Raw genomic sequence first — 23,475 nt, 5'->3', positions numbered from 1 at the left:
GATGACCTACGCGAAACCGCTGCCTGAGCCCGATGTCTGGAGCCGGCCGTTCTGGGAGGCCGCACAGCAGCATGAGCTGCGCATGCAGCGCTGCGCCGGTTGCGGCCACCTGCGCTTTCCACCGGGCCCGACCTGCACGCGCTGCCTCTCGCCCGAAGCGAGCTGGGAACTGCTCTCGGGCCGAGGGCGCATCTGGTCGTGGACGGTCTTTCACCAGCTCTACTACGCAGGTTTCAAGGACGAGCTGCCCTACAACGTCGCGCTGGTGGAGCTGGAAGAAGGTCCACGACTCTACACCAACATCGTCGGCATTGAGAACGACGCGCTTCGCGAAGGGCTGGCGGTCGAGGTGACCTTCGAGCAGGCGACGGACGAGATCACGATCCCCCGCTTCCGCCCGGCCGCGAGCGCCTGAGCCGCGCATCGCTTGCCCGCTCGTGCCCGCGTTCGTATCGTTGGGGAGCGAGCCCCCGGCCGGTGTCGTCTCGGACAGTTCGGCGGGCCGGTGCGCTGATTCCACCAGGGTTACGCAGACAACGGGCGGAAAGGAAACGGATCATGGGGAACAGGCTTGCGGGCAAGGTCGCGATTGTCACGGGCGCGGGGCGCGGGATCGGCCGCGCGGAGGCAATGCTGCTGGCGGCGGAGGGCGCCGCGGTCGTCGTGAACGACCTGGGCGGCAACGTGGACGGCACGGGGCACGACGGCGGGCCCGCCGACCAGGTGGTGGCCGAGATCAAGGCCGCCGGCGGTCGCGCCGTCGCCAACTACGCCAACGTCGCGGAGATGCAGGGCGGCGAGAGCATGGTGAAGACGGCGCTCGACACGTTCGGGCGGCTCGACATCCTCGTCAACAACGCCGGCATCCTGCGCGACCGCATGGTCTTCAACATGTCCGAAGAAGAGTGGGACGCGGTCGTCGACGTGCATCTGAAGGGCCACTTCACCACGATCAAGGCGGCCGGCGTGATCTTCCGCCAGCAGCGATCGGGCCGCATCATCAACACCTCGTCCACCTCCGGCCTCGGCAACATGGGCCAGGCGAACTACAGCGCGGCCAAAGAGGGGATCGTCGGCCTGACACGCACGGTGGCGCGTGACCTCGGCCGCTACGGCGCCACCTGCAACGCCATCCGCCCGACCGCCGGTACACGCCTCACGCTCAGTCCGGAGGTGGCCGAGGCGGCGCGGCGCTCGGCCGCGGCGGGCGTCACCCGCGCCGGCTCCAACACGCTGGCCGAGCTGAAACCCGAGGCGGTGGCGCCGATGGTTGTCTATCTCGCCACGGATGAGGCGCAGAACATCAACGGACGCACCTTCATGGTGCGCGGCAACCAGGTATCGCTCTACTCAGAGCCGGTGCCCGAGCGCACGATCTTCGCGCCCGGCGATATGTGGACCGTAGATGAACTCGCACGGGTCGTGCCGCAGACGCTCGCGCAGGGCCTGCGCAACGAGTTCGCGCCGAAGGAGGCCGCGGCCACGGCGTAGCCGCCGCTATGCATGGGATTGCGCCCGCTCGCGGCCGCCGAATTCAACCCGTCGGCACCGGGCGAGCGCGGCCGGCGCTTGCCGCGCAGTGCGACGCTACCGGCGCAGCTCCGCGCCGAACTGGTGGCCGAGGCTGCGCAGGATGCGCTCCTGCTCCCTGGCCGCATCGGCGTCGGTGAGCGTCCGATCTGGCGCCTGGTAGCTGACGGAGAAGGCGAGCGACTTCTTGCCTGCGCCGATGCGATCGCCGCGGTACTCGTCGAACAATGTGACCTGCGAGACCGCTTTCGACCGCGCAATGGCGGCGAGCAGATCGGCCGCCGGCACATCCTCGTTGACGACGAGCGCCAGATCCTGCACAACGGCGGGGAAGCGCGAAATCGGCGCGTAGCCGGGGATCGCCATCACCAGTGGCAGCAGCGCGGCGAGATTCAGCTCATAGAGGAAGACGTCGCGCTCGATGCCGAAGCGCGCCAGCACGTCGGGATGCACCTGGCCGACGACGCCCACCGCCTGCTCGCCGGCGCGGACTTCCGCGGCGCGGCCGTCGATCAGGATCGTGTCCGCAGCCGCGTGGTAACTCAGGCCGATGCGCAGCCGTTCGTCCAGCGCTTCGATTAGGCCCTTGGCATCGAAGAAATCGAGAGGCTCGCCCCCGGCGTGCCCCCAGCGGTCCAGCCGCTCACCGCAGATCGCGCCGATAAGGGTCTCGCGCTCCTCCGGCAGCTTCGTGCGATCCTCTGCGGGCAGATAGACGACCGCGGTTTCGAACAGCGAGAGCGCCGGGCGGCGCAGGCGCAGGTTGTCGGCCAGCGTTGCCAGCAGCGAGCCGCGCAGGCTGGTGCGCATCAGCTCGTGCTCGGCGCTGAGCGGGTTGACGATGCGCAGCGGCTGCAGGATCGCCAGGTCCTCGGCAGGCGTGACCTTGCGCAGCAGCTCCTCGCTCACGGCCGAATAGGTGATGATCTCCTGCGCGCCGGCGGCGACGAGGACGTCCTTCACCCGCTCGCGCAGCAGGCGGCGCGGCTGCGGCAGCAGCTCGGGGATGCGGCCGGCGATCGTCGTGCTCGGCAGGCGGTCGAAGCCGAGGATGCGGATCACCTCCTCGACCACGTCGTCGGCGATGCGCACGTCCATGCGCCAGTAGGGCACGTCCACCAGGTAGCGATCGGGTGCCTGCCACTCGCAGCCGAAGCCGAGCGCCCGCAGCGTGCGCGTCACGTCGGCGGTCGAAACCTCGATGCCGAGCACCTGGCGCAGCCGCGCCGCGCTCAGTTCGATGCGCAGCGGCGGCTGCGGCACGGGGTACACGTCGATGAAGCCCTCACGCGCCATGCCACCGCACAGCTCGACCATCAGTTGCACGGCGCGTCGCGCGGCCTTCAGCGCCAGCTCGGCCGGCAGTTGCTTCTCGAAGCGCGACGACGCCTCGCTGCGCAGGCCCAAACGCGTCGAAGTGCGGCGGATATTCATGCCGTGGAAGTTTGCCGCTTCGAGGAGGATCGTCTTCGTCCGCTCGCTGATTTCGCTGTTCGCCCCGCCCATCACGCCGGCGAGGCCGATCGGCCCGCCCGGATCGGTGATCAGCAGCATGTCGGGCGTCAGCTCGCGATCGACGCCGTCGAGCGTGGTCAGGCGTTCGCCCGCGCGGGCACGGCGCACGATCACGTGATTGTCCTCCACGGTGTCGTAGTCGAAGGCGTGCAGCGGCTGGCCGAACTCCAGCATCACGTAGTTGGTGATGTCCACCACGTTGCTGATCGCGCGCACGCCCGCGGCCTCGAGCCTGCGCTGCAGCCACAACGGCGAAGGACCCAGCGTGACGCCTTCGATCACGGCGGCGACGTAACGGTTGCAAAGGTCGGGGTCGGCGATTTCGACTGAAAGCGTGCCCGCGATCGGGCCGCCCATCGCCTCGAAACTGGAATCCGGCTCCCGCGCGCTTTGGCCGGTGAGCGCCGCGACCTCGCGGGCGATGCCGAGCATGGCGAGCAGGTCCGCGCGGTGCGCCCATGCTCCCGCCACGAGCACCGTGTCTCCGAGATAATCGTGCAGCGGCGTGCCGACGGGCGCCTCGTCGGACAGCACGAGGATGCCCTCGTGGTTCTCGGAGAGGCCGAGCTCCATCTCCGAGCAGATCATGCCGTCCGATTCGATCTTCATGATGACTGCGGGCTTCAGCTTCTGCGGCTTGCCGGCGCGCGGGCTGAACAGCTCGGCGCCGATCGCGGCGTAGGCGATCTTCTGCCCGGCGGCCACGTTCGGCGCCCCGCAGACGACCTGGTGCACGCCATCAGCCGCGCGCACCGTGCAGCAGCTGAGATGATCCGAGCCAGCGATGCGCTCGCACGTCTCGACCGCGCCGACGGAGACGCCTTCCCAGGCCGGCGGCGCGATGATCTCCTCGACCTCGGCCGTCGCCAGTGTGATGCGCCGCGCAAGTTGCTCGGGCGGCAGCGTCAGATCGACGTACTCCTTCAGCCACTCAAGCGAGATGCGCACAGAGGCTCGTTCTCCTCACGTTTGATTGTAGGCACGCGCACGGCTACCCCGTTTCAATCCCCAGCCCGCAGCACCGGGTAATGAGACCAGATGCGGTTGGCTGCGATCTAAAACTGCTCCAGAAAGCGCAGATCGTTGCCGTAGAAGTGGCGGATGTCGTCGATGCCGTACCGCAGCATGGCCACGCGCTCGACACCGAGCCCCCACGCGAAGCCGGTGTAGCGCACCGGGTCGTAGCCGACACCTGACAAGACCTCAGGGTGCACCATGCCCGCGCCCAGGATCTCGATCCAGCCGGTGCCCTTGCAGAGGCCGCAGCCCGTGCCGCCGCAGACGAAGCAATCGACGGCCATCTCCACCCCCGGCTCGACGAAGGGGAAGTAGGCGTGGCGCAGCATGACCTGGCGCTCGGAGCCGAACATGCGCCGCGCCAGCTCGCCCAGCGTGCCCTTCAGATCGGCCAGCGTGATGCCCTCGTCCACGGCCAACCCTTCGATCTGGGTGAGCTGCCACTCGTGGCTCGCGTCTACCGCTTCAAAGCGATAGCACTTGCCCGGCACGGCGATGCGGATCGGCGGCTGGCGCTGCTCCATCACGCGGATCTGGTTGGGCGAGGTGTGGGTGCGCAGCAGCAACGGCCGGCGGCCTTCGGTCAGCGGGTCGAGCCACAGCGTGTCCCACATGTCGCGCGCCGGGTGGTCCTGCGGAATGCGCAGCATCTCAAAGTTGTAGTAATCCGTCTCGATTTCCGGCCCCTCGGCAACCTGGAAGCCCAGGTCGGTGAGGGCGGCGAGCAGGTCGCGCAGCGTCTGCGTCACGGGATGCAGCCGGCCGATCTGCGGCCGGCGTCCCGGCAACGTCACGTCGAGCTTGCCCTCGGCGATCGATGTTTCGAGGCGGGCGCGGCGGAAGTTCTCGGCGCGGGCTTCATACGCCTGCTCCAGCTCGCGGTTCGCCGCGTTTGCGGCGATCCCCGCCGCACGGCGCTGATCGGGCGGAAGCGTGCCGACGGAGCGCGTCAGCGCGTTGAGCTTGCCCGCCTTGCGGCCGAGAAACTCGGTGTGCCAGCGCTCAAGCTCCGGCTCGTCGCGGCAGGCCGCGAGCTTTTCCCGCGCCTCCGCCACGACGGCGGCGATACCACCTTGCTCGATCACCATCGCCCGCTCCCGCGGAGTGACGCTGCGCGGATTGCGAACGGCCGGAGCGATCGCCCCGGCCATCTGTCCGTGTCGTTCACTGTTCTGGATGCATTGTATGAATCGAATGCCCAACGGCACAATCGGGCCGGCCATGCATCCGGCCTACGCCGCCGGCCGTATCTCCGGCGGCGCGGCAGCGGAGCCTTGCAATGCCTGGCGCAGCGCCGCCAGCGCCTCGGCGTCCCTTCCGGCGAGCGCGAAGACGCGTTCCAGCAGCGCGTCGGCCTGGCGTCGCGCCTCTCGGTACGCGGCGATCGCCGCATCGAGCGACTCGGTCTCGGGCAGCGCGACGGCGGGGAAACGCCGGCGCACGTACGCGGCGACCGCCGGCGACCCAGCGGCCTTGCCGCGCAGCCCCGCGTCGCGCAGCTCCAACCACATCGTCCGCACACTGTGCCGGCTGCGCTCGAGCGTGAGCGCGATGCCGGCGAAGCGCTCTGCCGGAGGGGTCACGTCTTCAAGACGCACGGCGCGCAGCAATCGGTCGAACTCCGGCGCGCGCCAGCGCTGATTCGTTCTGCGAAAAGTCTTGTCCTGAACCACGGCCTGGGTCTCGCTTTCGAACTAGCCTACAATCCTGCACACATATAATAGCATATGCGAAGCATCAGGTCGAACGCCGCGGTGGGCGCCACGGCGATCGAGCGATCGCGTCGAAGATCGGCGCGCTGAAGGCGAGCTCGGCCTCCATCTTCGTGTCCCACTCGCGCTGCCAGGTCTCGGGCATTTCGCGTCGCAGCGCATACCACCAGAGCACGCGCGCGGGGATCTCGGCGCCGTCAGCCGTAAGCTCGCCGGCCACGACATCGCCGAGGAAGCAGGTCATATCGCCGCCGTCCATCGCATTGATCACGCGGCACTCGACATAACCAAGCGCGCCGTCGAGCAGCGGACTGCCGGTCACGCCGCGCCGGCTCACCAGCCCGTCGAGCTTGTGTGCATCGCGTCGGCCGGAGGAGAAGCCGAGCCGGTGGACCAGCTCTTCCTGGCCCCGCGACAGCAGGTGCAGCGCGAAGACGCCGGAGTCGCGCACCAGGTCGTGCGTGAGGTTGCGCTTGTAGAGTTGCACGAGCATACGCGGGCGGTCGGGCACGATCGAGGCGCCGTGCGCGGAGACGGCGATCTGGGCGCCGTCCTGCCCCTGGCACGACGACGTGATCGCCACGATCGGCGTCCAGAGCTGGCTGAGCAGCGGCTGGTAGGGCGGTGTCGGCGGCGTCACGGCAACGACCGTTCAACTTGCCGGGCCGGTCGCGGACTCGTACTGCGGCCGGCGCTTCTCGTCGAAGGCGATTGTGCCCTCGCGCATGTCCTTCGAGTCGCGCACGGCGCTGTCCCAGTCGCCGGAGGCCTCGCGCATCGCCTGCGCGAAGCCGACGTCCAGCGCCCTGTAGAGCGCACTCTTGATGCTCTTGAGCGAGACCAGCGAGAAGCCGGCGATCTTCTCGGCTAGCTCCAGCGCCCGCGGCAGCAGATCGTCGTGCGGCAGCACTTCGTGGCAGATGCCGAGGCGCAGCGCCGTCGGCGCGTCGATGCGTCCGGCGGTGAGCGCGGCGTAGAGGGCGGCATTGATGCTGGTCTTGCGCGCCAGGTCGAGCGCCACCGGCGCGCCGCCGCGGCCTCGGGCGGCGAAGGGCAGCACGAACTGCGCCGACTCGCTCGCCAGCACAAGGTCGCAGCTCAGCGCGAAGGAGACGCCGCCGCCCGCGGCCGCGCCGTTCACGGCGGCGATCGTGGGCTTCAGGATCGTGCGCGGGTTTGGCATGCGCATCGAGGCGCCGGGCGGTGTGCTGGCCTCGCCGCGACGCAGGCGTTCTGCCGCCTCCTTCATGTCCAGCCCGGCGCAGAAGGCGCGGCCCGCGCCGGTGAGGATGGCGACGTGGGCGTCCTCTTCCTGCTCGAAGCGCTGCCAGGCTTCGCCGAGCTCGCGCGTCAGATCGGGGTTGATCGCGTTGAGGCTGCCAGGCCGGTCCAGGGTGATGAGGGCGATATTCTCCTGTCGCTCATAGAGCACGGCCATGACGGTTACCCCCTCCTGTAACTCAGCGGTGGGCGCCGCTCTCAGGCCGCCGCGCTGACCGCGGGCGGAAAGACGATGGCTGTGTGGTAGTCGGCGATCGCCGCGCGAATGCCGTCCAGCGTGACCGTCTCCATCTGCATGAAGGTTGGCCGGCGCCCGACCTCCTCGGGCGCGTGGGCATCCGAGCTCTGGATGCAGGCGCGCGGCAGCGTATAGCGCAGGTCTTTGCCGTTAGTCCAACGCTCCTTGCGCGTGGGGTCCGTGATCTCCAGCGCGGCGAGGCCGGGATGGTTGTAGATGCGCAGCTTGTCCGAGGGCAGCTCGTCGGAGGCAAGGAAGCCGCGCGGCTCGCGATCGACGTGCGCGGGAATGGCGAGGCCGCCGCGCACGACCACCTCTTCGATCGCCTTGTCCATCCAGACATCCGAGCGTGTGAAGCCGTCGCCCCAGATCTCAGGCGGGAAGTTGACCGCCAGCAGCAGCTCGCGGATGCGGTCGAGGTTGCAGTCCTCCTCGAAAATCGCGAGCAGGTGGCCGCCGCGGGTGGAGAGCTCTGTCCCGGGCAGGACCGTCAGCGCGCTGCCGCACGCGGCCTCGCGGATCGCCTGCACCATCTCCACGCCGTTGTGATCGACGACGGCGATGCCGTCGAGGCCGGCAGCGATCGCGGCCTGCACGATCTCCTCGGGCCGCGTGCTCCGCTGCGCTTCCGGCTTCATGTGGTCGATGTAGCAGGCGGAGAAGGGGGTGTGGATATGCAGATCGAGCTTCATGAAACCGGGGGGCGCCGGCATGGGATTCGCAGCCACAACTCCGCTCTCTGGCCGCATTCCGATCGCGGACGCGGATGCGGCGCGCAATCGTCGCCTTAGCCGGGTTCAGCATACGGAAGCCGCAAGCGGAGGGTCAAACGACCGAAGGGTTTACGGCTCGTCGTGCCGCGGTGCTGTTTGACCTGTTTTCCGCCCTGCACCTATGCTCGTCTCGCGTCCCGGCCGAGGCGATTTGGAGGCGGCGGGCGCACGGAGCGCCGCGGGTGATTGCGGTACTGGCAGGCGGTGTTGGGGCCGCGCGGTTCTTGCAGGGCGTGCTCTGCCACGTGCCGCAGCGCGAGATCACCGTGATCTCGAACACCGGCGACGACCTGGAGTTCTTCGGCCTGCACGTCTCGCCGGATGTGGACATCGTGATCTATACGCTCGCCGGCGAGATCGATCCGGCGCGCGGCTTCGGTTTGCTCCACGACAGCGCCAACGTCGTCGCCGGCCTCGCGCGCTTCGGCCACGAGCCATGGTTCAATCTCGGCGACCGCGACCTGGCCACGGCGCTGCACCGCAGCACGCGGCTGGCGCAGGGCGCCACACTCAGCGAGGTCACTGCCGAGATTGCCGCAGCTTACGGCCTTGAACTGCGCCTGCTGCCGATGTCGGACCAGCGCGTGCGCACGGAGGTGCTGACGCCGGCGGGCCGGTTGGCCTTCCAGGACTACTTCGTGCGCCGGCGCACCGAAGACGAGGTATTGAAGATCGAGTTCGCCGGCATCGAGGTGGCGCAGCCCGCGCCCGGTGTGCTGGAGGCGCTGCGCACGGCAGCCGTGATCCTGCTGGCGCCAAGCAATCCCTTCGTCAGCATCGGCCCAATCCTGGCCCTGCCGGGCGTGCGCGATGCATTGCGGGCACGGCGTGAGCAGTGCGTGGCCGTCAGCCCGATCGTGGCGGGCGAGACGATCAAAGGTCCGGCGGCGAAGATGCTGCAATCGCTCGGCTACGAGAACAGTGCCGCGCAGGTGGCGGAGATCTATCGAGACGTTGCCGGCGCATTCGTGCTGGACAACGCCGATGCGGCGCTCACACCTCGGGTAGCGGCCCTGGGCCTGCGGCCGATCGTGACGGATACGATCATGCGCGGCAGCTACGAGAAGGCCGCCCTGGCGCTAACAGCGCTGGACGCCGTGACGCGCTAATGGACGGCTCGCCGGTAATCGACGCGTTGCTGCCGTTTAAGCGCTTCGACCAGGCCAAGGGCCGGCTCTCGGAGCTGCTCACGCCGCCGGAGCGCGAGGCGTTGGCCCGCCTGCTGCTGACCGATGCGCTGAAGGCACTGACCACGGCGACCGCGGTGCGCTATGTCTATCTGATCAGCTCGGACGCGGACGCAGCCGGCCTCGCAGGCTCTCTGGGCGCCCGCAGCCTCGCGGAGCCATCCGGCACGCGCGGGCTCAACGATGCCCTGGAAGCGGCGCGGCGTGAGCTGCTGGCGCGACCCGAGCCGCCGGCCGGACTGCTGGTGCTGCACGCGGACATCGCCGGCATCGACGCGCGCGCGATCGACGCCTTCAGCGCGGGCGCGGGCGACGGGCCACTCGTGCGGCTCTGTCCCGCGCGCGACGACGGCACCAATGCGCTCCTGTTATTGCCGCCGGCTGCCATCCCGTTTCATTACGGGCGAAACAGCGCCACCGCGCACGAAGCCGCGGCCCGCGAGGCCGGAGTTCCCGGTGAGCGGCGTGTGGTGTCCTTTTTGCAGGACGACCTGGACACGCCGGCGGACATCGAGCGGCTGCTGGCATCGGGTCGCGGCGGCGCAGTACGCGAGTTGTTGCTTTCGTTTGGCCATGGCGAGCGCTTGTCCCGCGGAGGTAGATCCGGCGGCGGTTGACGGCGCTCAGCCGCGCGGCAGCCAGTTGAAACGCCGCAGCGCGACGGCAAGGCCGACGGCGCCCCAGAGGGCCACAACGCCGAGGTCTCGCCAGGCGAAGCCCGCCCCGCCGGTGTGCGGGTTGTAGGCCGTGAGCAGCGCCCGGGCAAGGTGCCGGACCGGGAACACGGCGGCAACGTTTCGCAACCAGGCGGGGATTTGCGACAGCGGCACGAACACGCCGGAGATGAAGTAGAGCGGCAGCACGATCGCCTGTGTCAGCGGCTGAGCCGCGTCCGCATTCTCGATCAGGCTCGCCAGAGCGTAGCCGAGACAGCAGAACGCCAACGCCCCGACGATGATGGCGAGGATGAACGCCGGCGCGGTCCGGCCGGGAAGGCTGGCGCCGTAGGCGGGCCAGCCGATCGCCAGCAACACGGCCGCTATCGCCAGCGCCGCGAGCACGGCAATCAGGGCACGCCCCGTGATGATCACGCTTGCCGGGACGGGCGTGGCTCGACGCCGCTTGTAGATGCCGCTCTCGCGCGCGGCGGTCACCGAGATCACCAGGTTGATGAACGAGGCGGCGATGATGCCGAGCGTCATGATGCCGGGCACGTAGTAGACCGAGGTCTTGAGCCGTGCTCCGCCAACGTCAACGCTGCCGCCGCTGAACACCGAGCCGAGGATGACGAGAAAGAGCACGGGCAGCGCCAGCGTGAAGAACTGGCTCTGGCGGTTGCGCAGGAAGACCAGCCCGTCGTAGCGCGTCTCGTGCGCGATCAGCCCGGCGAACGACCGCTTCACGCTGCACCTCCTGCGGTGAGCTGCAGATAGATGTCCTCCAGGGTGGGGCGGCTGACGGTGAGGTCGGGAAGATCAAGCCGGCGCTCGGCAGCCCAGGCCGCGAGCAGGCCGAGCTGTGGCAAGGGACGGGGCGTGCACAGCTCCACCCGCTCCGCGGAGATCGCCTTGGCCCCGGAGGTGAGCGCCGCGGGCAGATCGCTTACGGCCACACCCGCGGGTAGGGTGAAGGCGATGATCGAGGCGGCGGCATCGCGCCCGCCCAGGGTCTCGGGCGTGCCTTCGGCTACCACGCGGCCGGCGGCGATCACGGTGATGCGGTCGGCGAGCGCCTGCGCCTCGTCCATGTAGTGCGTGGTGAGGATGATCGTCTTGCCGAGTTGACGCAGCCCATCGATCACCTCCCAGGCGGCGCGGCGGGCGGCCGGGTCGAAGCCGGTGGTGGGCTCGTCCAGGAAGATCAGCTCGGGATCGCCGATCAGCGCGAGCGCCACATCCAGCCGCCGGCGCTGGCCGCCGGAGAGGCGGCCGCACAAGGCGCCGCGCTTCTCCGCCAGCCCGACCAGCTCGAGCGTCTCGTCGATCGGGCGCGGCCGGGGATAGTAGCCGGCGTAGAGTGCCAGACATTCGCGCACGCTGAGCTCGGGTTCGGGCTGCGATTCCTGGAGGACGACGCCGATGCGCGCCCGCCATGCCCCGTCCGCCGTGGCCGGATCTGCCCCGAGGACCGACACCGTGCCGCCGGTGCGCTGGCGGAAGCCTTCCAGAATCTCGATCGTGGTGGTCTTGCCGGCGCCGTTCGGCCCCAGCGCCGCGAACACCTCGCCGCGGCAAACGTCCAGGTCGATTCCCCTCACCGCCTCAAAGTCCCCGTACGTCATGCGCAGCCCGCGCACACTGATCACCACGTCGGAAGCCGTCTGGCACATCGCCGTCTCTCCGCTCAGGGAGCACGCCGACGGACGGGATTCCCCCACCCGTTAGGCGCGTCCGACCGTCTCTCCGCAGACGGGACAGGTGAAGGGGCGCCGGCTCGCCCACAGGCGCAGGGCGCCGTACACAATGAAGGGGAAGCGGATTTTTGGCACCTGCTTCGTGGCCTGCACCACGCCGTGCGCGCGGCAATGTCCGGGTTGGGCCAACGTTTGGTGGTTGGCGTCGGCTCGAGCGGTCATGCTTTTCCCTCCCTTCTGGCGGAGTCGGCGGGCAGCGTGCCGGCGCTCCTCGCCTCTGCTCGCCTTCACACCTCGCGGCGCTTACCTTGCATACGGCATACCGTAATGATTACGCTAAACCTGGGATCGAGGTTCGTCAAGGGGGTTTGCGGAGAATGTCGAAAAATTCCACGTCCGGCCTGAAGTTCGCTCGGCAGGCGCGGGTTCGGCGGCCGCGCGGCTCGCTCACGCGCGAGGCGGTCGTCGAGGCGGCGCTTGCCGTGGTCGATGCCGAAGGCGTGGCGGCGCTTTCGATGCCGCGGCTGGCGCGCCAGCTCGATGCCGGCGTGATGACGCTCTACCGCTACGTGCAGAGCAAGCAGGAGCTGCTGGACGCCGTGGCGATGCGCGCCATCGCCGACGTACGGATCGAAGCAGCGGAATCGCGCGACGCGCTCGGCACGCTGGCGGGCTGGGGACGCGGCATGCGCCGCGTCTTACTTGCGCATCCCGGCGTCGCGGAGGTCATGGCACGCCGCGCCGTGGTGGGTCCGGGCATCTTCCGCGGCGTCGAGGCGCTGCTCGCTCGGCTGCAGCCGGATGGTTTTGAGGGTGAGCCGGCGCTGCGAGCCGTATATACGGTGCTGATTTACACATTGGGCTTCACGATCTGGGAAGTGGCGCGTGTTCACGCCCAGCCTGCGGTCGTCTACGCGGCGCAGTGGCGCGAGGGCTTCGCCCGGCTGGAGCCCGGGCAGTTCCCGCACGTCGAGGCCGTGCTCAGCGAACTCGGTACGCTCGCATCCGAGACACAGTTCGAGTTCGGCCTGCGGGCCCTGGTTCGGGGCCTTCGCGAGTCCGTGGGTCCGGCCGGTGAGCCGCCGTCGTAGGCGAAAACCAGGCCCGCCCACCACTGAGCACGCCTGCAAGAGCTGGGCGGCTCAGCCCCGCGGCAGGCCGAGCCCCCGCGTGGCGATCACGTTGCGCTGGATCTCGCTGGTGCCGCCGGCGATCTTGTAGGAGAGGGCGGCTTCGTAGGCGCGCTCGATGCGCCCCTGCAGCGGCGCCCACTTCGAGGCCGGCTCGAGCTGGCCGCCGGGGCCGAGCAGGTTGATCGCCGCCTCACAGAAGCGCTGGTTCAGCTCCGAGCTGAACAGCTTCGCCATCGACGACTCGTAGTTCGGGATGATTCCTTTCGACTGCTGCCAGGCCACGCGGCGCGCCAGCATGCGGGCGATCTCAAACGCAACGCGCAGGTCGGCGAGCCGGTGCTTCACGCCTGGCGCCTGCGCCCATGCCTCGCCGCGGCTCGCCGCCTCGCGCACGAAGGCCACCACGTCCTCGAAGATGCGCAGCGAGAGCATCACGCGCGTGATGCCGGAGCGCTCGAAGTCGAGCGTCGTGGTGGCGACGTACCAGCCGCGGTTCTCCTCGCCCACCAGGTTCTGGCGCGGCACCCGCACGTTGTCGAAGAACACCTCGTTGAAGGCGTGGCTGTTCATCAGGTTGACCAGCGGCCGCACCTGGATGCCCGGCGTCTTCATGTCCACCAGGAAATAGGAGATCCCCTTGTGCTTCGGCGCCTCGACATCGGTGCGGGCGAGCAAGATCATCCAGTCGGCCTGGTGGCCTTCGCTGGTCCAGATCTTCTGGCCGTTGACCACGTACTCGTCGCCGTCGCGCACGGCGCGCGTCTGCAGGCCGGCCAGGTCGGAGCCGGCGCCCGGCTCGGAGAAGCCCTGGCACCAGAAGACCTCGGCGCGGGCGATCGGCGGCAGGTGGGCGCGCCGCTGCTCCTCCGTGCCGTGCACCATCAGCGTGGGGCCGACGAGGTTGGTGCCGAAGCCGAACCCCAGCGGTGCGCCGGAGTAGCCCATCTCCTCGTTGTAGACCAGCTGGTCCATCGGGTCGGCAGCGCGGCCGCCGTAGGCCTGCGGCCAGGACATCGTCAGCCAGCCCTTCGCCGCCAGCTTCTGCGCGAACCGCTGGCTGAAGGCGAACTCCTCGTTCGAGAGCGCCTCGCGGTCGTTGCGCACGTTGAAGCCGGCCGGCAGATGCTCGCGCAGGAAGTCGCGGACCTCCTGCCGGAAGCGGTTCTGCGCGGGCGAGAAGGAGAAATCCATCGCTGAGCGCCTCTTCAGGCGACGGGTAAGAGGTCACAGTGGGGACCGCCGATGAACCCTCCTGTCACCCGTCACCGGTAACCTGTAACCTAGCGTCCCTGGAAGTTCGGCTTGCGTTTCTCCATGAAGGCGCGCGGGCCTTCCTTGGCGTCATCGGTGGACTGCGTGATCACCATCGCGGACTGCGCCAGGTCAAGCGCCTGCTCGAGCGTGGCGTCGGCGCTGCGGTAGGCCAGCCGCTTGGCAAGCTGGATGGCGACGGCCGGGCCCTCGGCGAGCCGCTGCGCAAAGGCGCGTGTCTCCTCCATCAACGACTCGGCGGGGAAGACCTTGCTCACGTAGCCGATGCGCAGCGCCTCCTCGGCGCCGAACAGGTCGCCCGTCCAGATCAGCTCGAGCGCCTTACTCAGTCCGACGATGCGCGGCAGGAAGTAAGCGCCGCCGTCGCCGGGGATAAGGCCCATCTTCACGTAGGCCATGGTGAAGCGCGCCGTGTCGGAGCAGAAGCGCAGATCAGCCATAGAGGCCATATCCATCCCCGCGCCGGCGGCCGGGCCATTCACCGCGGCGATATAGGGCTTGTCGAGGATCTGCAGCGCCCGCGCCACGCGGTGCACGTTGAAGCGCAGGCTGTTGCGCGCGGCGGCCGGGCCGGTCTCCGTGCGCAGCACGCCACGACCGCCGGCTTCGGCCGCCACGTCCATGCCGGAGCAGAAGCCGCGGCCGGCGCCGGTGACGATCACGGCACGCACGCTGTCGTCGAGGCGCGAACGGTCGATCGCGTCCGTCCACTCTTCGATCATCTTCGAGCTGAACGCGTTCATTTTTTCGGGCTTGTTCAGCGTGATCGTCGCCACGCCCTCGGCCGTGTCGTAGAGGATCTCGGTGTAGGCCACTGCTGCTACCGCCCTTCTGCCGTTTGGCAGCATTCTACGCGGGCACAACGCAAGGCGGTAGGGAAGCAGTCGAGTTCGGCGGATCGGCGAATGAGGCAATTCCGGCGAAGCGACGCGGCGCTCAGCGCCTCGTGCGGATCATGCGGAGATTACGAAGCGGCGGCCGCGGCGCGGCTCACCGGGGTCTTCGCGGTAGCCGGCGTCGCGCAGCGCGGCGCAGACGGCCTCGGCGTGGGCAGGGTTGCGCGTTTCCAGCAGGAGCTCGACTTCGACCTGGCCGAAAGTCAGCTCGGAGCCGGTGCGGCGGTGCTGCACATCGAGCACGTTGGCGCCGGCCCCGGCCAGGACCGCCAGAGCATTTGCCAGACGACCGGGCCGGTCGTCCATGGCCACGCGCAGATTGAGGTAGCGGCCCGACTGGCCGAGGCCGTGCTCGATTATCCGTGCCAGCAGGTTGAAGTCGAGGTTACCCCCGCTGAGCACAACCACCGTCGTTTGCCCGGCGCAGCGAATCTTGCCGCGCAGCAGAGCGGCGATGCCCACCGCGCCGGCGCCCTCGACGACGAGCTTGGAGTACTCCATCAGCCCGACAATCGCCTCGGAGATCGCCTCCTCGCCGACCACCACGATCTCATCCAGGTACCGTTGCAGCAGGGGGAAAGTGATCGCACCCGGGCGGGCCACCGCAATGCCGTCGGCGACGGTGAGTGTGGCACTCACCGACTCGACCGCGCCGCGGCGCAGCGAGCGCGCCGCCGCGGGGGCCGCTGCTGCCTGCACGCCGATCACGCGCGCCCGCGGCCGCAGGCTCTTCACGGCGATGGCGACGCCGCTGGCCAGCCCACCCCCGCCCACGGGCACGATCACGAGATCCAGATCGGGGAGCTGCTCGACCACCTCCAGCCCCAGCGTCCCCTGCCCGGCGATGATGCGCTCGTCGTCGAAGGCGGGCACCACCGTCAGGCCGCGCTCCGCGGCGATCAACTCCATCGCCGCCGCGGCTTCCTGATAGCTCGCGCCGGCTTGAACGATCTCGGCGCCGTAGCCGCGGGTCGCCTCGACCTTCGCGAACGGCGCCGTCTCCGGCATCACGACCAGCGCTGGAATGCCCGCCGCCTGCGCCGCGACGGCGACACCCTGGGCATGATTGCCCGCGCTCGCCGCGATCACCCCGCGCGCCCGCTGCTCCGGCGAGAGCTGGCCAATCATGTTGGAGGCGCCGCGGATCTTGAACGAGCCCGTGCGTTGCAGGTTCTCGGCCTTCAGCCAGATCGGCGCCCCCGCCACCGCGCTCCACCAGCGCGACTCCAGCAGCGGCGTGGTGCGCACCACGCCGGTCAGCCGCAGCTGAGCCGCCTGGATCTCGCCGACCGTAAGCGCCATCCGCTCCATCCACTACCCGCGGCTTGAATGATACGCCGCCGATGGTGCCATCCTGAGTCGAATGGCGTACGCTCGGCGTACGGGTGAACGTCGCCGCGGCGCTCACGAACGACAGGGCGGGGTCGAGGATGCCGGGCGAGAAGCCGTCGGTACACGACAACCCGACAGAAAAGCGCTACGAGGTGCAGCGCGACGGCTTGACCGCCTTCGTCGAGTACCGGCGCGAGGGCGAGCGGATCATCTTTACCCACACCGAGGTGCCGCCGCCGCTCGAAGGGCACGGGCTCGCCAGCCTGCTCGCAGCAGCCGCGCTGGAGGATGCCCGCTCGCAAGGCCTCACCGTCATCCCGCTCTGCCCCTTCGTCAGCGCATACATCCGCCGGCACCGCGAGTTTCTGCACATCGTGGAACCCGCGTACCGACGAAGGCTGGAGCGATAGGCCGTGAGCATTGCCCGGGCCGCGATGACGCCCTGCCGACACCGCGATACACTGATGTTCCGGCCGGAGCACGCGCCGGCGCCGGGAGGAGCGTTCGCGTGATCGACCGTCGCACCGTCCACGACCTGCAGAAGATGCTTGGCAAGGCGAACGTGATCACCGAGCCGGACGACCTGATCGCCTTCGAGTACGATGGCACGATCGACCGCGGCTGGCCCTCGGCCGTGGTCTTCCCCACTTCGGCTGAGCAGGTCTCGGAGGTGGTCAAGATCGCGGCGCGCGACGGCCTGCCGATCGTGCCGCGCGGCGCCGGCACCGGCCTCTCCGGCGGCGCCCTGGCGACCGAAGGCGGCATCGTGCTCGTCATGACGCGCATGAAGCGCGTCCTCGAGCTTGACCTGGAAAACCGCATCGCCGTGGTCGAGCCGGGGCTGGTCAACCTCGAGTTGTCCAAAGCGGTCGCCAGGCACGGGCTCTACTACGCGCCCGATCCGTCCAGCCAGAAGGCCTGCACGATCGGCGGCAACGTCGCCGAAAACTCCGGCGGCCCGCACTGCCTGCTCTACGGCGTGACCACGAACCACGTGCTCGGCCTCGAGCTCGTGCTGGCCGACGGCGAGATCGTGCGCGTCGGCGGCTGGGGGCGCGAGCGGCCCGGCTATGACCTCACCGGCATCGTCGTCGGCTCAGAGGGCACGCTGGCGATCGCGACCAAGATCTGCGTACGGCTGCTGCGCGAACAGGAGTCGGTGCGCACGCTGCTGGCGATCTTCGATTCGGTCAATGCGGCGAGCAGCACGGTTTCGGCGGTGATCCGCCGCGGCTACGTGCCCGCGGCGCTGGAGATGATCGACCGCGTCTGCATCAAGGCGGTCGAGCCGGTGCTGCACTGCGGCTTTCCGCTCGACGCGGAGGCGGTGCTCCTGATCGAAGTGGACGGCTTGAACGAGTTCGTCGACACGGCGGCGGCCGAGATCGAGAACCTGTGCGTCGAGTTCGGCGCACGCGAGGTGCGCCAGGCCGCGACGAAAGCCGAGCGTGAGAAGCTCTGGGCGGGGCGCAAGGGCGCCTTCGGCGCCTTCGGTTCGCTCTTCCCCAACTACTACATTCTCGACGGCGTGGTGCCGCGCACGCAGTTGATGCGCGTCGTGGACGAGGTCTATGCGATCGGCGAACGCTACGGCTTCACCGTCGCCAACGTCTTCCATGCGGGCGACGGCAACCTGCACCCCAACATCCTCTTCGACGAGCGCGTGCCCGGCGCCACGGAAAAGGTGCTGGAAGCGGGCGGCGAGATCCTGCGCCTCTGCGCATCCGCCGGCGGCTCGCTTTCCGGCGAGCACGGCATCGGCCTGGAGAAGCGCGAGTACATGCCGCTTACGTTCTCCGCGGCCGACCTGGCGGCGATGAAGACGCTGAAGTCGGCCTTTCGTTCGGAGCCGCTGCTGAACCCCTGTAAGGCGTTTCCAGCACACGCCGGCTGCGGCGAGGTCGGCCTGGGCAGCCACGGGGCGCAGCTGCTGGCCGCCGACTACTATGTGTAGCTGCCGAGCATGACTGCCACGGCGATCGCCGCGACGCTGCGCGAGACGCTTCCCGGAGCGCGGGTGCTGGATGGCGGCGCGCTCGACGGCTACGAACTGGCGGGCGTGCGCCCGACTATCTCCGTACGCCCCACGAGCGCCGCGGAGGTGGCAGACGTACTGCGCCTCGCCGGCGAGCGCGGCTGGGCGCTGGCGGCTCTGGGCGGCGGCACCATGCTCGACCTGGGCAACCCGCCAGTGCGGCTGGACGCGCTCGTCGATCTTTCGGCGCTGAACGCCGTGGTCGACTACCAGCCGGACGACTTGACGCTGACCGTGCAGGCGGGAGTCACCCTGGATACGGTGGCGACGCTGCTGGCCGAGCGCGGGCAGATGCTGCCGTTGGATGTTCCCCTGCCGCGGCGGGCCACGATCGGCGGCGCCCTGGCGTGTGACGCTGCCGGGCCGCGGGCGCTGCGCTACGGCACCGGCCGCGACCTGGTGATCGGCATGCAGACGGCATTGCCGAGGCAGGGGCTGGCGCGCTCCGGCGGCAAAGTCGTGAAGAACGTCGCCGGCTACGATCTTGCCAAGCTGCACATCGGCGGGCTGGGCACGCTGGGGATCATCACCGAGGTGACGTTCAAGCTCTGGCCCAGTCTTGCCGGCCAGGGGTCGCTGGTGGCAACGTTCGATTCACTGGCGGCGGCGCACACGGCGGCGCAGCAGCTACTGGCGAGCCAGCTCTTTCCCGCGGCGCTGGAGCTGCTGGGGCCGCGGGCGGGCGCCGCCCTGGCCACGGGGTCGCGCGCCGAGCCGGAGCACGGACAGTGGCTCCTGGCGGCCCTCTTTCTCGGGGCCTTTGACGCGGTGCAGCGGCAGACGCGCGACACGATGACGCTCTGCACGCAGGCCGGCGCTCCCGTGGTCACAGCGCTGGAGCCGGAGCAACGTGCCCGGCTGTTCGACGGCATCCGCGACTACGGGCGCAGCGCTGATCAGGCAGCGGCGGTGATCCTGCGCGCTTCGGTTCTACCGGCGCAAACCGCACACGCCGTAGCCGTCCTCGAAGCGTTGACACTTCCCGAGGCGGACATGCCGGCGATCCTGGCGAGGCCGGGGCGCGGCACGGCGCGGGGATTCTGGCGCGAGGCGCCCGCGGCCGGGGCGCACGCTGCGATCGCCGCTGCCCGGGCGGAGTTGGCGGCGATCGGCGGGCACCTGGTCGTCGAGCGCGCCCCGGCGGCGCTGGCGCGGACGATCGACGCCTGGGGCTTCGCTGCGCCGGACCTTGCGTTGATGCGCCGGCTGAAGCAGGCATATGACCCGGACGCGGTGCTCAGTCCAGGGCGCTTCGTCGGCGGGCTGTAGGCCTCTGCCGCGCCAGGAGATCGCCACGATAGAGGCGCGATGACGGCACGGCTGCTGCGCAATGCCGAGGTGCTGACGCCCGAGCGCCGGCTGACGCGCGCGGCGGTACTGATCGACGGCGGCCGCATCGTCGCCGTTGGAGCAGACGTGGAGGCGCCGGCCGCCGAACCGGTCGATTTGCACGGTCTGACGCTCGTCCCCGGCTTTGTTGACGTGCACGTGCACGGCGGCGGCGGCCATTCCCTTATTGGCTCGCATCCGGAGCGGGTTCTGGGCTACGCACGCTGGGCGCCGCGGCATGGAGTAACCGCCTTTCTCGCCGGCACGATCGGCGCAACGGCCGAGGCGATCGAGGGGTCACTGCGGCGGGGCGCCGACCTGGCCGGCCAGATCGGCGCCGGCGCCCAACTGCTGGGCTTTCACCTCGAAGGGCCGTATCTCAGCCCGCGCAGGCGCGGCGCCTTCGCTTCTTCCTGGCTGCTGCCGCCGGACGTGCGCCAGATTTCGCGCTTTGCTCAGGCCGCGGATGGACACCTGAGCTTGCTGACGATCGCGCCGGAGCTGCCGGGGGCGAGGGAGGTGATCGAGGAGGCTGTCCGCAGCGACGTGCGGCCAAGCCTCGGCCACACGGACGCCTCCTACGAGGAGATGCTGCGCGGCTTCGAGTTAGGCGCCCGCCATGTCACGCACTGCTTCAACGCCATGCGGCCCTTCATGCATCGTAATCCGGGGCCGGTAGCGGCTGCACTTACCGCACCGGGCGTGCGCTGCGAGCTGATCGCCGACGGCGTGCACGTCGCGGCCGGCGCCATGCGCCTGCTGCTCGCCGCGCGTGGCGCAGCCAATATCGTGCTCGTGACCGACGGGATCGAGGCGGCCGGTGCGGCTTCGGGGCAGTTCGAGCTGGCCGGGCAGCCTCTGGCCGTGCGTGACGGGCGAGCGCTGGCAGCGGACGGCACGCTGGCGGGCAGTATCGCCACCATGGACGTCTGTCTGCGCAACGCGGTGCGGCTGGGCGGCGCCGATCTGCGCGAAGCAGCGGCGATGGCCTCGCTCAACCCCGCGCAGGCGATCGGCGTTGCCGACGACCGCGGACGGGTGGCGCCCGGGTACCGCGCGGACCTGGTGGCGCTGACGCCGGAGCTGCGCGTCGCACGGACATGGATCGGCGGGACGTTGGTCTACGACGGTCACTGATTGGGGTGCTACGTATCGTTTTTGGATGCGGAACCGTCCTCCTCGACGACGATCTCTTCTTCCGCGAGGAAGCGATCGATGACCGCGGCGAAGACGAGCAAGACGCCGCCTCCCGCCGAGATCACGATGCCGGGCGAGATGCGGGTGCGCAGCCGCGGCGCGCGGTTGAGCCGGCGCTCCTCCTGCAAACGGCGGCCGACGTAGCTGAAGCGGTCGGCCACGTGGGTCGTGTCCCAGAAGGTGATGGCGACGATGGCCAGGCCGCCGAGCAGGAGGGCCGTGCGCAGGATCGTGCCGGTTCGCCCGCGGTCGCGCCAGAGCAGCAGGCCGCCGACGATGACGGCGAGGATGCCCAGAATGAAGACGGCGTTGCCGTCGCCCTTCCAGCCGGTCGGATCGAGCGTGAACGAGCTGCCGACGAGGGCGTTGCGCAGCACGGTGATGTGTGCCCAAGGCAGGAAGGTGCCGGCCATCGCCGCCGCCGCGCCGACGAGGGCGAGCACGGCACCAAGCGGCACGCGGAGCGGCACTGACATGCGCATCCTTGACCCGCGGCCCGGCGGGGCATAGCGTTGCCCACGATCATGGGCCAGTGCACGCCCCCCGGCAAGCGCGCGGCCCCGATGTCGAGGTTCGGCCGGCGATGCGCCTCGGGAAGTTGCCTCCGGACGTGCTCGAACGGCTGCTCGCGCAGCTGCCGCACGTCGATGCGCGCGTGGCCGTGGGGCCGCGACCGGGCGAAGATGCAGCGGTGATCGCGATCGGCGATGCGCGGCTGGTGGTGACCACCGATCCGATCACCTTCGTTTCCGCGCGCTCCGCCTGGTACGCGCTGCAGGTGAACGCCAACGACATCGCGGCGATGGGCACGGAGCCCTCCTGGCTGGCGCTGACGGCGCTGTTCCCACCCGAAACCAACGAGCGGCAGCTCGATGCGCTCTTTTCGCAGCTTCGCACGGCTTGCCTCGAGCTGGGCATAGAGATTGTCACCGGTCACACCGAGGTTACCGATGCGGTGGTGCGGCCGGTGCTGGTCGGTACGATGCTCGGCCTGGCGCCGCCGGAGGGAGCGATCGGCAGCGGCGGGGCGAAGGTGGGCGACGTGCTGATCGTCGCCGGTGCGGCCGCGGTCGAGGGCACCGCGGCGCTCGCGGCTGAGGCTGGGGCGGCGCTCTCTGCAGCGGGACTGACAGCGGAGCAGATCGCCGAAGCGGCTGCGCTGATCGATGATCCGGGCATCAGCGTCCTCGCCGCTTCGCGCAGCCTGCGCAGCGCTTGCCGGCCGCACGCGCTGCACGACGCGACCGAAGGCGGCATCGCCACGGCGATCCGCGAGCTGGCCGAAGCCTCGCATCTGGGCGTACGCGTGTGGCTGGGTGAGGTTCCGCTCTTGCCGATCACGCGGACCCTGTGCGCGGCGCTCGGCCTCGATCCGTTCGGCCTGCTGTCGTCCGGCTGCCTGCTGGCCGCGGTGGCGGCGGAAGACGTGGGGGACGCGCTGCGGCAGTTGCGGCACGATGGGATCAGCGCCGCGAAAGCCGGCGGGTTCACGCCGCCGGGTCCGCTGCTTGCGCTGACAGAGCGCGACGCACAATCGCTGCCGGCCTTCGATCGCGACGAAATCGCGCGCTGGTTCGAGGCGCAGCCGCGCTGAGCCCCGCGGACCCGGCTACGCCGTCGGGCCGGGGCTGAGCACGGACCAGTCGAAGTTGCGTTTCCAAACCTTGAGCACGTGCGAGGTCTGTGTGCGCCAGATGCCGGGCGTCTTGTTCAGCTTCTCGGAGATGAAGGCGAACAGCTCGTCGGTGTTGTGGAACGAGGCGCCGATCATCATGTCGAAGGTGCCGGTGGTGAGGCCCACGTAGCGCACTTCCTCCATCTGCGCCAGCGCCTCGGCGACCTGCGTCAAGGCGCCGGCCTGCACTTCGACGTTGATCAGCACCTCGACGTTGTAGCCGAGGCTGCCGAGGTTGGTGAGCGCCACGACCTGCATGTAGCCGTCGCTGAGCAGGCGGGAGACGCGGTTGCGCACGGTGCTCTCGGCGACGCCGAGACGGCGCGCGAGCTCGGCGTGGCTGCGCCGTCCGTCATGGCGGAGCTCCTCGATGATGCGCTCGTCCAGCTCGTCGATCGTTCGTTCCATGCCGCTTTGCCACCCCACCGCCGATGTGTGCGCCCGAATCCGCATCGGACAGTATGGCATAACGCGGAATCATGATCAGGTAGCTGCGCTACAGCCACGCTCAAAGGCGAGCAGGGACTCGCGCTTTTGCCAGGATTCGCGGTTGCCGCACGGCTTGCCGCCCGCGCCGACCACGCGGTGGCAGGGTACAAACAGCGGCAGCGGACAGAGCGACATTGAGCGGCCCATCGCCCGCGCGGCGCCCGGCGCGCCGGCATCAAGCGCCAGCTCGCCGTAGGTGAGCGTGCAGGCGAAGGGAATCTCCAGCGCGGCGCGCCAGCCGCGGGCGACCAGCGTGTCGCCGTCGAGCGCCAGCTCGAGCTCGAAGCGGCGCAGCCTGCCGAGGAAGTAGGCCGCGACCTGCCTGTGGAAGGGTCGATGCAGCGCGCCGGCCGGCTCAAGCGCCTGGGCGGGCCAGTGCAGCGCGCCCCAGGCAAGCGCCGAGGTGCGGGCCCAGTCGGGGCCGGCGCTGGCGATCAGGCGACGGTCCGTGGAGGCGAGGTAGAGGAGGCCGAACGGCGTCTCGGTGCGCGAGACGTAGATCACGCTGCCC

At 69.6% G+C, this 23,475-nt stretch carries 25 protein-coding genes; 10 read left to right on the top strand and 15 right to left on the bottom strand.

Annotation, left to right across the window (positions count from 1 at the left end):
* The first annotated feature begins 1 nt into the window (after position 1).
* Both VKV26_14730 and VKV26_14725 read left to right on the top strand, forming a co-directional pair.
* On the top strand, positions 2-415 hold the full coding sequence (locus tag VKV26_14730; GenBank protein HLZ71154.1) for a Zn-ribbon domain-containing OB-fold protein: 414 nt from the start codon (positions 2-4) through the stop codon (positions 413-415).
* A gap of 143 nt (positions 416-558) precedes the next feature.
* Positions 559-1,491, top strand: a complete 933-nt coding sequence (locus VKV26_14725) for an SDR family NAD(P)-dependent oxidoreductase (protein ID HLZ71153.1) — start codon at positions 559-561, stop codon at positions 1,489-1,491.
* A gap of 96 nt (positions 1,492-1,587) precedes the next feature.
* Here the strand turns inward: VKV26_14725 and pheT are convergent, their stop codons facing one another.
* The 6 genes from pheT to VKV26_14695 all read right to left on the bottom strand — a co-directional run bounded on the left by pheT (position 1,588) and on the right by VKV26_14695 (position 8,021).
* Positions 1,588-3,993, bottom strand: a complete 2,406-nt coding sequence (gene pheT, locus VKV26_14720; GenBank protein HLZ71152.1) for a phenylalanine--tRNA ligase subunit beta — start codon at positions 3,991-3,993, stop codon at positions 1,588-1,590.
* Between the two features lie 107 nt (positions 3,994-4,100).
* On the bottom strand, positions 4,101-5,150 hold the full coding sequence (pheS, locus tag VKV26_14715) for a phenylalanine--tRNA ligase subunit alpha (GenBank protein ID HLZ71151.1): 1,050 nt from the start codon (positions 5,148-5,150) through the stop codon (positions 4,101-4,103).
* Positions 5,151-5,294: 144 nt separating this feature from the next.
* Positions 5,295-5,735: a hypothetical protein gene (locus VKV26_14710; GenBank protein ID HLZ71150.1), complete on the bottom strand. Its 441-nt coding sequence runs from the start codon at positions 5,733-5,735 to the stop codon at positions 5,295-5,297.
* Positions 5,736-5,799: 64 nt separating this feature from the next.
* The gene (locus tag VKV26_14705) at positions 5,800-6,414 is read right to left on the bottom strand and encodes a flavin reductase family protein (protein ID HLZ71149.1); all 615 of its coding nucleotides are present in this window, start codon (positions 6,412-6,414) and stop codon (positions 5,800-5,802) included.
* 12 nt (positions 6,415-6,426) lie between these two features.
* Positions 6,427-7,212, bottom strand: a complete 786-nt coding sequence (locus VKV26_14700; GenBank protein ID HLZ71148.1) for an enoyl-CoA hydratase-related protein — start codon at positions 7,210-7,212, stop codon at positions 6,427-6,429.
* A gap of 41 nt (positions 7,213-7,253) precedes the next feature.
* Positions 7,254-8,021, bottom strand: a complete 768-nt coding sequence (locus VKV26_14695) for a PHP-associated domain-containing protein (GenBank protein ID HLZ71147.1) — start codon at positions 8,019-8,021, stop codon at positions 7,254-7,256.
* Between the two features lie 227 nt (positions 8,022-8,248).
* Between VKV26_14695 and cofD the strand changes: the two genes are divergently transcribed.
* The gene (gene cofD, locus VKV26_14690; protein HLZ71146.1) at positions 8,249-9,175 is read left to right on the top strand and encodes a 2-phospho-L-lactate transferase; all 927 of its coding nucleotides are present in this window, start codon (positions 8,249-8,251) and stop codon (positions 9,173-9,175) included.
* Positions 9,175-9,870, top strand: a complete 696-nt coding sequence (gene cofC, locus VKV26_14685; GenBank protein ID HLZ71145.1) for a 2-phospho-L-lactate guanylyltransferase — start codon at positions 9,175-9,177, stop codon at positions 9,868-9,870. Before cofD ends, cofC begins: the two co-directional genes overlap by 1 nt.
* Before the next feature lie 6 nt (positions 9,871-9,876).
* Here cofC and VKV26_14680 read toward each other — a convergent pair whose 3' ends face one another.
* From VKV26_14680 to VKV26_14670, 3 genes are read right to left on the bottom strand one after another with little or no spacing between them, the layout of a single operon-like run.
* Complete coding sequence (locus tag VKV26_14680) at positions 9,877-10,656, bottom strand: ABC transporter permease (GenBank protein ID HLZ71144.1); 780 nt, start codon at positions 10,654-10,656, stop codon at positions 9,877-9,879.
* A complete protein-coding gene (locus tag VKV26_14675) occupies positions 10,653-11,582 on the bottom strand; it encodes an ABC transporter ATP-binding protein (protein HLZ71143.1) in 930 nt (309 codons plus the stop codon). The genes VKV26_14680 and VKV26_14675 overlap by 4 nt, the downstream gene beginning before the upstream one ends.
* Before the next feature lie 51 nt (positions 11,583-11,633).
* Positions 11,634-11,828: a hypothetical protein gene (locus tag VKV26_14670; protein HLZ71142.1), complete on the bottom strand. Its 195-nt coding sequence runs from the start codon at positions 11,826-11,828 to the stop codon at positions 11,634-11,636.
* Positions 11,829-11,983: 155 nt separating this feature from the next.
* Between VKV26_14670 and VKV26_14665 the strand changes: the two genes are divergently transcribed.
* On the top strand, positions 11,984-12,697 hold the full coding sequence (locus VKV26_14665) for a TetR/AcrR family transcriptional regulator C-terminal domain-containing protein (protein HLZ71141.1): 714 nt from the start codon (positions 11,984-11,986) through the stop codon (positions 12,695-12,697).
* Positions 12,698-12,748: 51 nt separating this feature from the next.
* Here VKV26_14665 and VKV26_14660 read toward each other — a convergent pair whose 3' ends face one another.
* The 3 genes from VKV26_14660 to ilvA all read right to left on the bottom strand — a co-directional run bounded on the left by VKV26_14660 (position 12,749) and on the right by ilvA (position 16,209).
* The gene (locus tag VKV26_14660; GenBank protein ID HLZ71140.1) at positions 12,749-13,930 is read right to left on the bottom strand and encodes an acyl-CoA dehydrogenase family protein; all 1,182 of its coding nucleotides are present in this window, start codon (positions 13,928-13,930) and stop codon (positions 12,749-12,751) included.
* Between the two features lie 89 nt (positions 13,931-14,019).
* The gene (locus tag VKV26_14655; GenBank protein HLZ71139.1) at positions 14,020-14,826 is read right to left on the bottom strand and encodes an enoyl-CoA hydratase-related protein; all 807 of its coding nucleotides are present in this window, start codon (positions 14,824-14,826) and stop codon (positions 14,020-14,022) included.
* A gap of 138 nt (positions 14,827-14,964) precedes the next feature.
* Positions 14,965-16,209 carry a threonine ammonia-lyase gene (gene ilvA, locus VKV26_14650; GenBank protein ID HLZ71138.1) on the bottom strand — a complete coding sequence of 415 codons (1,245 nt, stop codon included), beginning with the start codon at positions 16,207-16,209 and terminating at the stop codon, positions 14,965-14,967.
* Positions 16,210-16,292: 83 nt separating this feature from the next.
* On the opposite strand from ilvA, the gene VKV26_14645 reads away from it, so the two are divergent.
* The 4 genes from VKV26_14645 (at position 16,293) to nagA (ending at position 20,740) form a co-directional block, all read left to right on the top strand.
* Positions 16,293-16,649, top strand: a complete 357-nt coding sequence (locus VKV26_14645) for a GNAT family N-acetyltransferase (protein ID HLZ71137.1) — start codon at positions 16,293-16,295, stop codon at positions 16,647-16,649.
* A gap of 98 nt (positions 16,650-16,747) precedes the next feature.
* On the top strand, positions 16,748-18,193 hold the full coding sequence (locus VKV26_14640; protein ID HLZ71136.1) for an FAD-linked oxidase C-terminal domain-containing protein: 1,446 nt from the start codon (positions 16,748-16,750) through the stop codon (positions 18,191-18,193).
* A 9-nt stretch (positions 18,194-18,202) separates the two neighbouring features.
* Positions 18,203-19,543, top strand: a complete 1,341-nt coding sequence (locus VKV26_14635) for an FAD-binding oxidoreductase (GenBank protein HLZ71135.1) — start codon at positions 18,203-18,205, stop codon at positions 19,541-19,543.
* Between the two features lie 39 nt (positions 19,544-19,582).
* Complete coding sequence (gene nagA / locus VKV26_14630) at positions 19,583-20,740, top strand: N-acetylglucosamine-6-phosphate deacetylase (GenBank protein HLZ71134.1); 1,158 nt, start codon at positions 19,583-19,585, stop codon at positions 20,738-20,740.
* Positions 20,741-20,748: 8 nt separating this feature from the next.
* On the opposite strand, the gene VKV26_14625 is transcribed toward nagA, so the two are convergent.
* Complete coding sequence (locus VKV26_14625; GenBank protein ID HLZ71133.1) at positions 20,749-21,276, bottom strand: hypothetical protein; 528 nt, start codon at positions 21,274-21,276, stop codon at positions 20,749-20,751.
* Positions 21,277-21,383: 107 nt separating this feature from the next.
* Between VKV26_14625 and VKV26_14620 the strand changes: the two genes are divergently transcribed.
* Entirely contained in the window at positions 21,384-22,394 is a 1,011-nt protein-coding gene (locus tag VKV26_14620) for an AIR synthase related protein (protein HLZ71132.1), read from the top strand.
* A 15-nt stretch (positions 22,395-22,409) separates the two neighbouring features.
* On the opposite strand, the gene VKV26_14615 is transcribed toward VKV26_14620, so the two are convergent.
* Positions 22,410-22,883, bottom strand: a complete 474-nt coding sequence (locus VKV26_14615) for an Lrp/AsnC family transcriptional regulator (GenBank protein HLZ71131.1) — start codon at positions 22,881-22,883, stop codon at positions 22,410-22,412.
* Positions 22,884-22,958: 75 nt separating this feature from the next.
* Complete coding sequence (locus tag VKV26_14610) at positions 22,959-23,468, bottom strand: methylated-DNA--[protein]-cysteine S-methyltransferase (protein ID HLZ71130.1); 510 nt, start codon at positions 23,466-23,468, stop codon at positions 22,959-22,961.
* Between the last annotated feature and the right edge of the window lie 7 nt (positions 23,469-23,475).

The organism is Dehalococcoidia bacterium (genome assembly GCA_035310145.1).
Taxonomy (GTDB): Bacteria; Chloroflexota; Dehalococcoidia; order CAUJGQ01; family CAUJGQ01; genus CALFMN01.
The sequence above is the reverse complement of the archived record's forward strand: the minus strand, read 5'-3'. Positions and strand labels throughout refer to the sequence as shown.

What these genes read in the sequence shown, in the direction of transcription:
- VKV26_14730 (HLZ71154.1), top strand. Translation starts at nt 2, where the DNA reads ATGACCTACGCGAAACCGCTGCCTGAGCCCGATGTCTGGAGCCGGCCG.
- VKV26_14615 (HLZ71131.1), bottom strand. Translation starts at nt 22,883, where the DNA reads ATGGAACGAACGATCGACGAGCTGGACGAGCGCATCATCGAGGAGCTC.
- VKV26_14660 (HLZ71140.1), bottom strand. Translation starts at nt 13,930, where the DNA reads ATGGATTTCTCCTTCTCGCCCGCGCAGAACCGCTTCCGGCAGGAGGTC.
- VKV26_14635 (HLZ71135.1), top strand. Translation starts at nt 18,203, where the DNA reads ATGACTGCCACGGCGATCGCCGCGACGCTGCGCGAGACGCTTCCCGGA.
- nagA (HLZ71134.1), top strand. Translation starts at nt 19,583, where the DNA reads ATGACGGCACGGCTGCTGCGCAATGCCGAGGTGCTGACGCCCGAGCGC.
- cofC (HLZ71145.1), top strand. Translation starts at nt 9,175, where the DNA reads ATGGACGGCTCGCCGGTAATCGACGCGTTGCTGCCGTTTAAGCGCTTC.
- VKV26_14620 (HLZ71132.1), top strand. Translation starts at nt 21,384, where the DNA reads ATGCGCCTCGGGAAGTTGCCTCCGGACGTGCTCGAACGGCTGCTCGCG.
- VKV26_14700 (HLZ71148.1), bottom strand. Translation starts at nt 7,212, where the DNA reads ATGGCCGTGCTCTATGAGCGACAGGAGAATATCGCCCTCATCACCCTG.
- ilvA (HLZ71138.1), bottom strand. Translation starts at nt 16,209, where the DNA reads ATGGCGCTTACGGTCGGCGAGATCCAGGCGGCTCAGCTGCGGCTGACC.
- VKV26_14625 (HLZ71133.1), bottom strand. Translation starts at nt 21,276, where the DNA reads ATGTCAGTGCCGCTCCGCGTGCCGCTTGGTGCCGTGCTCGCCCTCGTC.
- VKV26_14670 (HLZ71142.1), bottom strand. Translation starts at nt 11,828, where the DNA reads ATGACCGCTCGAGCCGACGCCAACCACCAAACGTTGGCCCAACCCGGA.
- pheS (HLZ71151.1), bottom strand. Translation starts at nt 5,150, where the DNA reads ATGGTGATCGAGCAAGGTGGTATCGCCGCCGTCGTGGCGGAGGCGCGG.
- VKV26_14665 (HLZ71141.1), top strand. Translation starts at nt 11,984, where the DNA reads ATGTCGAAAAATTCCACGTCCGGCCTGAAGTTCGCTCGGCAGGCGCGG.
- VKV26_14675 (HLZ71143.1), bottom strand. Translation starts at nt 11,582, where the DNA reads ATGTGCCAGACGGCTTCCGACGTGGTGATCAGTGTGCGCGGGCTGCGC.
- VKV26_14725 (HLZ71153.1), top strand. Translation starts at nt 559, where the DNA reads ATGGGGAACAGGCTTGCGGGCAAGGTCGCGATTGTCACGGGCGCGGGG.